The sequence below is a fragment of the Pseudomonas sp. Sample_10 genome, from assembly GCF_004321495.1.
Classification (GTDB): Bacteria; Pseudomonadota; Gammaproteobacteria; order Pseudomonadales; family Pseudomonadaceae; genus Aquipseudomonas.
On record NZ_RCOE01000080.1, the window covers coordinates 87,062 to 95,085 of the forward strand.

Consider the following 8,024-nt stretch of genomic DNA (forward strand, 5'->3'; position numbering starts at 1 on the left):
ACGCATGCCGCACACTAAAGATGAAATACCCGACGCGCTGTACAGCGCCGCCCAGGTGCGAGCACTCGATGCGAGCCTGATCGCGGCCGGCACCAGGGGCTTCGAATTGATGCAGCGCGCGGCACGGGCCACCTGGCGTGCAATGGTCCGCCAATGGCCGGCAGCAAGCGAGTTAAGCGTATTGGCTGGCCATGGCAATAATGCTGGCGACGGCTATCTGGTGGCGGTTCTGGCTCGACGTGCCGGATGGACCGTGCGGGTGCTGGCGGTGGGCGATCCGCAGCGTTTGCAGGGCGATGCGGCATTGGCACATGCCGAGGCTGTATCTGAAAAAGTCTTCATTGAACACTGGGCAGTCGCGTCCGAGTTGCGTGGCATTGTACTGGATGCGTTGCTGGGCACGGGTTTGACCGGCGAAGTGCGCGAGCCATACCGCAGCGCTATCGGTGCGATCAATGCCGTCGAGCTGCCGGTGGTGGCGGTGGATATTCCATCCGGGTTGTGCGCGGATACCGGTCGCATTCTGGGGGATGCAGTGCGAGCCGACCTGACGGTCACGTTCATTGGTTTGAAACTGGGATTGTTCACGGGCGATGCGGCGGACGTGGTGGGCGAGCTGGTTTTCAATGATCTGCACGCCGACCCGCAGTTGCTTGAGGGGGCACCGATCAGTGCCCGTCGCTTGTCAGCCAACAATCTTCCGCGTCTGGCCTCCCGCGCACCGGCTTCCCATAAAGGCAAGTTCGGCCATGTGCTGCTGATCGGTGGTGATCGCGGTTTCGGCGGCGCGATCCTGCTGAGTGCGCAAAGTGCACTGCGCAGCGGCGCCGGCATGGTTTCGGTGGCGACCCGCAGCGAACATGTACCCGCCGCGCTGGCCAGAATCCCCGAAGCGATGGTTTTGGGCGCCTCATCAGCCAATCAGTTAATGGGTTTGCTTCAAAAAGTTTCCGTGCTGGTTGTCGGCCCGGGACTTGGGCAGGCTGGCTGGGGGCGCAGCTTGTTGTCCGCCGCCGCCAACGCGCCGTTACCGCAAGTCTGGGACGCCGATGCGCTGAACCTGCTGGCCGAGGCGCGTGTGGTGTTGCCCAGGGATTGCGTCATCACCCCGCATCCGGGTGAGGCGGCACGCTTGTTGGGGATCAGCACGGCGCAGGTTCAGGCGGATCGGCCTGCAGCAGCCCATGCATTGAGCAAAAAATATACAGCCGTGGTTGTGCTCAAAGGCGCCGGCAGTTTGATCGCCAGTCCCGACGGGCGGTTGGCAGTGTGCCATCAGGGGCACCCGGCAATGGCCACCGCCGGTTTGGGCGATGTGTTGGCCGGGCTGGTCGGCGCGTTGCTGGCTCAGGGCATGGCGGCGTTCGACGCAGCCTGCCTGGCGGTCTGGCTGCACGCCAATGCCGGTGCGCAACAGGGTAAATTCGGCCGTGGGCTGGCGGCCAGTGATCTGATACCAGCCATTCGTCAGTTGTTGGAGGAGCAAGCACCGTGTCTGAAGTAACCCTGTACCTGGCTGATGAAGAAGCGATGACCGCGTTTGGCGCGCGTATCGCTCAGACGACTCAAGGGCACGGTCTGATTTTTCTCGAGGGTAATCTCGGCATGGGTAAAACCACGCTGTCGCGGGGCATCATCCGTGGCCTGGGCCATGTCGGGGCGGTGAAAAGTCCGACGTTCACCCTGGTCGAGCCTTACGAGATCGGTGACATTCGCGCCTTCCATTTCGACCTGTATCGCCTGGTCGACCCCGAAGAGCTGGAATTCCTTGGTATCCGCGACTACTTCGAAGATGACGCCCTGTGTCTGATCGAATGGCCCGATAAAGGTGCAGGCTTTTTGCCAAAGCCCGACCTGACCATTACCATTAGCCCGCAAGACAGCGGGCGTTCGCTGAAAATTTTAGCCCAGGGCTCGCGTGGCGAGGCCTGGTGTGCCGCTTTGGCATTGGAATCCAAATAGATGATGGGGTTAGGTATGCGCTTTCGCGCGTTGGTTGCTGCCGTAGGGATGTTGTTTTTGGCGGTGACCGTCGACGCTGTGGCCGAATCGAAGGTCAACAGTGTTCGCCTGTGGCGGGCGCCGGACAACACGCGGCTGGTGTTTGACCTGACGGGTCCCGTACAGCACAGCGTCTTCACCCTGTCTGCTCCCGATCGCCTGGTCATCGACATCAATGGCGCCAGCCTTGGCGCGCCGCTGAACGTCAACACTTCGAATACGCCGATCACTGCCATGCGCTCGGCCCAGCGTACGCCGACCGACCTGCGGGTGGTCATCGATCTGAAAAAGGCCGTCACGCCAAAAAGCTTCTCCCTGGCCCCGAATGCCCAGTACGGCAACCGACTGGTGGTCGACCTGTTCGACAACCCGGCCGATGCCGCGCCGCCGCCAGCGCCAACGCCTTCGGTCGCCACGGTGCCTGCCGTGCCGGTCACGCCGACCGAGCCTGCAATCAAATTGCCGCCAGCCCCGGCCGGCAAACGCGACATCATTGTCGTGATCGACGCCGGTCACGGTGGCGAAGACCCGGGGGCTTCCGGCTCTCGCGGTCAGCGTGAAAAAGACGTGGTGTTGCAGATTGCCCGCGAAACCCAACGCCAGGTCAACGGCATAAAAGGCTTCCGCGCCGAACTGACCCGCACTGGCGACTATTTCATCCCCTTGCGCGGGCGTACCGAAATCGCCCGCAAGAAGGGCGCCGATCTGTTCGTTTCGATCCACGCCGACGCCGCGCCTTCGGCCGCTGCGTTCGGTGCATCGGTATTCGCTTTGTCTGATCGCGGAGCGACCTCCGAGACCGCACGTTGGCTGGCAGACAGCGAAAACCGTTCCGACCTGATCGGCGGTGCCGGCAACGTCAGCCTTGATGACAAGGACCGCATGCTTGCCGGCGTGCTGCTCGATCTGTCGATGACCGCTTCCCTGACGTCCAGCCTGAACGTCGGGCAGAAAGTCTTGAGCAACATCGGCCGGGTCACGCCATTGCACAAACAACGCGTGGAACAAGCCGGGTTCATGGTGTTGAAGTCGCCGGACATTCCGTCGATCCTGGTGGAAACCGGGTTTATCTCCAACGCCAACGAAGCCTCGAAACTCGCGGCATCGAGCCACCAGCAAGCGCTGGCACGTTCCATCAGCAGCGGCGTGCGCCAGTTCTTCCAGCAAAATCCGCCACCGGGCACTTACATTGCCTGGCTGCGTGACTCGGGCAAGATCGCTCAAGGTCCGCGTGATCACCGGGTAAACCCGGGCGAAACGCTGGCGATGATCGCCGTGCGCTATCAGGTGTCGCCTGCTGCTGTGCGCAGTGCGAACAATCTGTCGAACGATGAGCTGAAGGTCGGTCAGCACCTGACCATTCCGGGCAATGACCTGGCGGCCAAAGAATGAACCAGGTCGTGAACAATAGCGCTCGCATCGAGCTGCTCAGCCCGCGGCTGGCGAACCAGATTGCCGCCGGTGAGGTGGTGGAGCGTCCGGCGTCGGTGATCAAGGAGCTGCTGGAAAACAGCCTCGACTCCGGCGCCAAACGAATCGATGTCGATGTCGAACAGGGCGGCGTCAAGCTGCTACGGGTGCGCGACGACGGCAGCGGGATTTCCGCCGACGACCTGCCGCTGGCGCTGGCGCGTCACGCCACCAGCAAGATTCGCAACCTGGAAGACCTCGAGCAGGTGATGAGCCTGGGCTTTCGTGGTGAGGCACTGGCGTCGATCAGCTCTGTGGCGCGCCTGACCCTGACGTCCCGCACCCGCGATGCCGATCAGGCCTGGCAGGTGGAAACCGAAGGCCGCGACATGGCGCCTCGCGTGCAGCCCGCCGCTCATCCAGTGGGCACCTCAGTGGAAGTGCGCGACCTGTTTTTCAACACCCCGGCGCGGCGCAAGTTTCTCAAAACCGAAAAAACCGAGTTCGATCACCTGCAAGAAGTGATCAGGCGTCTGGCGCTGGCGCGTTTCGACGTGGCGTTCCATTTGCGGCACAACGGTAAAACCATACTCAGCCTGCATGAGGCCCACGATGACGCGGCCCGTGCCCGGCGCGTGGCGGCAATCTGCGGGCCGGGGTTCCTGGAGCAGGCGCTGCCGATCGAAATCGAGCGCAATGGTCTGCACCTGTGGGGCTGGGTCGGTTTGCCGACCTTCAACCGTAGCCAGGCGGATTTGCAGTATTTCTTCGTCAACGGTCGTGCGGTGCGCGACAAACTGGTGGCTCACGCGGTGCGTCAGGCTTATCGCGACGTGCTGTTCAACGGCCGGCATCCGACATTCGTGCTGTTTTTCGAGGTTGACCCGACAGGTGTCGACGTCAACGTGCACCCGACCAAACACGAAGTGCGTTTCCGCGAAGGGCGCATGGTCCACGATTTCCTCTACGGTACTTTGCACCGCGCCTTGGGCGATGTGCGGCCGGACGACCATCTGGCGGCGCCGGTGGCGACGGCCATCGTCCGGCCGACCGGTCTGGATGCCGGAGAGTTCGGTCCCCAGGGCGAAATGCGCCTGGCCGCCAATGCACTGCTGGAGCAACCGCAGGCTCAGCCTTCGTTCAATACGCCTGCCGGTTCAGGCGCTGGCGCCGGTTACCAGTATCAATACACGCCACGTCCGCAGTCCGGTGTACCCGTGGCTGAAGCGCAAGCGGCCTATCGCGAGTTTTTCGCTCCGCTGCCCGAGGCCAATGCCGTCGCGCTGCCCGCGGGGCAGGATGATATTCCGCCGTTGGGTTACGCGCTGGCGCAGCTTAAAGGCATCTACATTCTTTCGGAAAATGCCCAGGGCCTGGTTTTGGTGGACATGCATGCCGCCCACGAACGGATCATGTACGAGCGCTTGAAGGTTGCGATGGCCAGCGAAGGCCTGAGCGGCCAACCGCTGCTGGTGCCGGAATCGCTGGCAGTCAGCCAGCGTGAAGCCGATTGTGCTGAAGAACATGTCGCCTGGTTCCAGCGTCTGGGCTTTGAATTGCAGCGTCTTGGCCCGGAAACCCTGGCCATTCGGCAGATTCCGGCATTGCTCAAGCAGGCCGAAGCGAACCGCCTGGTCGCTGATGTATTGGCTGACCTGATGGAGTACGGCACCAGCGATCGCATTCAGGCGCACATCAACGAACTGCTGGGGACCATGGCCTGTCATGGCGCGGTTCGTGCGAATCGGCGTCTGGCCCTGCCGGAAATGAACGGTCTGCTGCGTGACATGGAAAACACCGAACGCAGCGGTCAATGCAACCATGGCCGACCGACCTGGACCCAACTGGGCCTGGACGATCTGGACAAACTGTTCTTGCGCGGTCGTTGATGAGCCAGCTCCCACCTGCGATTTTCCTGATGGGCCCGACCGCCGCCGGCAAGACCGACCTGGCCATCGAACTCACCAAGGTCCTGCCTTGCGAACTGATCAGCGTCGATTCGGCGCTGGTCTATCGTGGCATGGACATCGGCACCGCCAAGCCGTCGAAAGAGCTGTTGGCAGAGTTTCCGCACCGTTTGATCGATATTCTCGACCCGGCCGAGAGCTATTCGGCCGCGGATTTTCGCCGTGACGCCCTCGAAGCCATGGCCGATATCACTGCGCGGGGAAAAATTCCGCTGTTGGTAGGCGGCACGATGCTCTACTACAAGGCTTTGCTCGAAGGGCTGGCAGAAATGCCGGCGGCTGATCCCTACGTGCGCGCGCAAATCGAGGAAGAGGCTGCACGCCTTGGCTGGCAAGCCCTGCACGACCAGTTGGCGGTGATTGACCCGGTCTCCGCGGCGCGGATTCATCCGAACGATCCGCAGCGCCTGAGTCGAGCACTGGAAGTTTATCGCGTGAGCGGTCAAAGCATGACTGCACTACGCTTGCAACAATCTGCGCAAAGTACTGAAGCAGCCGCTTCGGGACGACAACAATTGCCCTATACTGTCGCGAACTTGGCCATTGCTCCGGCAAATCGTCAGGTACTGCACGAGCGAATTAAACAAAGATTCACTTTAATGTTGGAACAGGGATTCATTGACGAGGTCGTAGCCCTGCGCAAGAGAAGTGACCTGCATGCCGGGTTGCCGTCTATACGTGCAGTAGGCTACCGCCAGGTCTGGGACTACCTGGATGGCAAGCTGACGTCAGCCGAGATGCAGGAGCGTGGAATCATTGCCACGCGCCAGTTGGCGAAACGCCAGTTCACATGGCTGCGCAGTTGGGCTGATTTACACTGGCTGGACAGCCTGGATTGCGACAATCTGCCGCGCGCCTTGAAATACCTTGGGACCATCTCCATATTGAGCTGAGTCCTTGCAATTGCCGTCTATCCTTGGGGGTGTGACGGCCAAAGCCATCTGTTTACCTATTTTTTATATTGAATCCTTAAAGGAGTGCGGCACATGTCAAAAGGGCATTCGCTACAAGACCCTTACTTGAATACTTTACGTAAAGAGAAAGTTGGGGTGTCCATCTACCTGGTCAACGGTATCAAACTGCAAGGCACGATCGAGTCGTTCGACCAGTTCGTCATCCTGCTGAAAAACACCGTCAGCCAAATGGTTTACAAACACGCTATCTCTACAGTGGTGCCGGTTCGTCCAATTCGTCTGCCTAGCGCAACCGAATCCGAAGCAGGTGACGCTGAGCCAGGTAACGCCTGATAGGAGTCTCCTTTGTTCTTTGAGCGCCACGGTGGTGGTGAGCGAGTCATCCTCGTTCACTTGGATGGACAGGACCCTGAGGCGCGCGAAGATCCGCAGGAGTTTCAGGAATTGGCTAATTCGGCCGGCGCCGAGACCGTTGCGTTTTTTAACGTGCCGCGTCATCGGCCAACCGCCAAATTCCTGATTGGTAGCGGCAAGGTCGAGGAATTGCGCGACCTGGTAAAAGCCGAAGAAGCCGATCTGGTGATTTTCAATCACGTCCTCACGCCCAGCCAGGAACGTAACCTCGAACGTGTTTTCGAGTGTCGCGTGATCGACCGCACCGGTCTGATTCTCGATATTTTCGCCCAGCGCGCCCGTACCCATGAAGGCAAGCTCCAGGTCGAACTGGCCCAGCTTGACCACATGAGCACCCGGCTGGTTCGCGGCTGGACCCACCTTGAGCGTCAGGGTGGCGGTATCGGCATGCGTGGGCCGGGTGAAACCCAACTGGAAACCGACCGTCGATTGCTGCGGGTTCGCCTGCGACAGATCAAGGGCCGGCTGGAGAAGGTGCGCAGCCAGCGCGAACAGTCGCGACGTGGTCGCATGCGTGCGGATATCCCTACCGTATCGCTGGTGGGATATACCAACGCCGGTAAATCCACGCTGTTCAATAACGTCACGAAATCCGACGTTTACGCGGCTGACCAATTGTTCGCCACGCTGGACCCGACCCTGCGCCGTCTGGATCTGGACGACCTGGGGCCGATTGTCCTGGCGGACACCGTAGGTTTCATTCGCCACTTGCCCCACAAGCTGGTCGAGGCATTTCGGTCTACCCTCGAAGAGTCGAGCAATTCCGATCTGTTGTTGCACGTGATCGATGCGGCCGAACCGGATCGCATGTTGCAGATCGAGCAGGTGATGGTGGTGCTGGGCGAGATTGGCGCCCAGGACTTGCCGATCCTCGAGGTCTATAACAAACTCGATTTGCTTGAAGGCGTTGAGCCACAAATCCAGCGCGACGAAAACGGCAAGCCCCAGCGGGTCTGGCTGTCGGCGCGTGATGGCACTGGCCTGGAAATGCTTGAGCAAGCCATTGCCGAGTTGCTTGGCAGTGATTTGTTTGTTGGCACCTTGCGCTTGCCGCAACGATTCGCCCGACTGCGTGCGCAGTTTTTTGAACTCGGTGCGGTACAAAAGGAAGAACACGATGACGAAGGCATCAGTTTGCTGGCCGTTCGCTTGCCACGATCCGAGTTGAATCGGCTGGTGAGTCGTGAGGGTTTGCAACCGGTGGAGTTCATCGAGCAACACACTTTGCAATAAAAGCCTGAGAAAGCGGTTGTGCCGTGGTGACAGGCATTCTGTAGCATTGGTCGGCGCGCCGTGGGTGCGTCTTTGCTTTATCAGA

General features: G+C 60.5%; 7 protein-coding genes. All 7 read left to right on the plus strand.

Annotation, left to right across the window (positions count from 1 at the left end):
• Positions 1-4 precede the first annotated feature (4 nt).
• The 7 genes from D8U18_RS07690 to hflX all read left to right on the plus strand — a co-directional run bounded on the left by D8U18_RS07690 (position 5) and on the right by hflX (position 7,939).
• Positions 5-1,504 (plus strand): NAD(P)H-hydrate dehydratase, encoded by a 1,500-nt coding sequence (locus D8U18_RS07690; RefSeq protein WP_130930645.1) that lies wholly within the window; start codon positions 5-7, stop codon positions 1,502-1,504.
• Positions 1,492-1,962 carry a tRNA (adenosine(37)-N6)-threonylcarbamoyltransferase complex ATPase subunit type 1 TsaE gene (gene tsaE / locus D8U18_RS07695; protein WP_131107397.1) on the plus strand — a complete coding sequence of 157 codons (471 nt, stop codon included), beginning with the start codon at positions 1,492-1,494 and terminating at the stop codon, positions 1,960-1,962. Before D8U18_RS07690 ends, tsaE begins: the two co-directional genes overlap by 13 nt.
• Before the next feature lie 3 nt (positions 1,963-1,965).
• Positions 1,966-3,393 (plus strand): N-acetylmuramoyl-L-alanine amidase, encoded by a 1,428-nt coding sequence (locus D8U18_RS07700; RefSeq protein ID WP_201783971.1) that lies wholly within the window; start codon positions 1,966-1,968, stop codon positions 3,391-3,393.
• Positions 3,394-3,401: 8 nt separating this feature from the next.
• Positions 3,402-5,300, plus strand: coding sequence for a DNA mismatch repair endonuclease MutL (gene mutL, locus D8U18_RS07705; protein ID WP_177434554.1), 1,899 nt, complete (start codon positions 3,402-3,404; stop codon positions 5,298-5,300).
• On the plus strand, positions 5,300-6,271 hold the full coding sequence (miaA, locus tag D8U18_RS07710) for a tRNA (adenosine(37)-N6)-dimethylallyltransferase MiaA (RefSeq protein ID WP_131107399.1): 972 nt from the start codon (positions 5,300-5,302) through the stop codon (positions 6,269-6,271). Before mutL ends, miaA begins: the two co-directional genes overlap by 1 nt.
• Positions 6,272-6,364: 93 nt before the next feature.
• Entirely contained in the window at positions 6,365-6,625 is a 261-nt protein-coding gene (gene hfq, locus D8U18_RS07715; protein ID WP_007902656.1) for an RNA chaperone Hfq, read from the plus strand.
• A gap of 12 nt (positions 6,626-6,637) precedes the next feature.
• Positions 6,638-7,939, plus strand: coding sequence for a ribosome rescue GTPase HflX (gene hflX, locus D8U18_RS07720; protein WP_131107398.1), 1,302 nt, complete (start codon positions 6,638-6,640; stop codon positions 7,937-7,939).
• Positions 7,940-8,024 lie beyond the last annotated feature (85 nt).